Source organism: Methylobacterium oxalidis (assembly GCF_007992195.1).
Lineage (GTDB): Bacteria > Pseudomonadota > Alphaproteobacteria > Rhizobiales > Beijerinckiaceae > Methylobacterium > Methylobacterium oxalidis.
This window is the reverse complement of record NZ_BJZU01000327.1, coordinates 1-835: the sequence shown is the minus strand read 5'-3', so window position 1 is coordinate 835 and position 835 is coordinate 1. Positions and strand designations below refer to the sequence as shown.

Here is an 835-nt window from a genome sequence, read left to right as displayed (position 1 = left end):
AGGCTCCGGACTCACAACCAGTAACTTACAGCGGCGGCGAGGCAGACGGCAGCAAGGTAGTTGCTGGCTAAGCGGTCGTAGCGGGTCGCGATGCGTCGGAAGTCCTTGAGGCGGCCGAACATGCGCTCGATGGCGTTGCGGCCGCGATAGAGCACCGGCGAGAAGCACGGCTTCCAGCGCCGGTTGGCTTTGGGCGGGATGTTGGGGGCCGCTCCCGTTGCCTCGATCTGCCGCCGGACGGCGTCGCTGTCGTAGCCTTTGTCAGCCAGCAAGATACGACAGGCGGGCAGGCGCTCCAGAAGCAGTGCGCCAGCCTTGCAGTCAGCGACTTGGCCGCCGGTCAGCAGGAAAGCGAGCGGGCGGCAGAAGCGGTCGGTGAGCGCGTGGATCTTCGTCGTGCGTCCGCCCCGCGAGCGGCCGATGGCTTGGTTCTGCTCCCCCCTTTCCCTCCCGAGGCGCAGCGGTGCGCCTTCACGGCCGAGGAGTCGATCAGCACCTGCGCGGGCGGTCCGCCAGCGTGGGAGAGCGTCTCAAACAGTCCGACCCAGACGCCCTTGGCTGCCCAGCGCACGAAGCGGTTGTAGAGGGTCTTCTTCGGCCCGTAGACCTCGCGCGGTGCATCCGCCCAGCGGCCACCGCTTTTCAGCACATGGACGATGCCGCTGATCACGCGCCGGTCATCCACGCGAGCTTTGCCGCGCGTGTCGGTGGGCAGATGCGGCGCGATCTTCGCAAACTGCTCGTCCGTCAACCAAAACTGATCCATGGGCTCCTCCTATAGGAACCCTGAATCACACCGTGGCAGAGCGCGCCACCGTTATGGGTCCGGACGCTA

At 66.5% G+C, this 835-nt stretch carries 1 protein-coding gene; it reads right to left on the bottom strand.

Annotated elements, in window-relative coordinates; genetic code table 11:
* Positions 1 to 11: 11 nt before the first annotated feature.
* A protein-coding gene (locus MOX02_RS30825) for an IS5 family transposase (RefSeq protein ID WP_147029547.1) occupies positions 12 to 766 on the bottom strand; the annotation gives its coding sequence in 2 pieces (ribosomal slippage) (positions 12 to 436 and positions 436 to 766; 756 coding nt in all).
* Positions 767 to 835 lie beyond the last annotated feature (69 nt).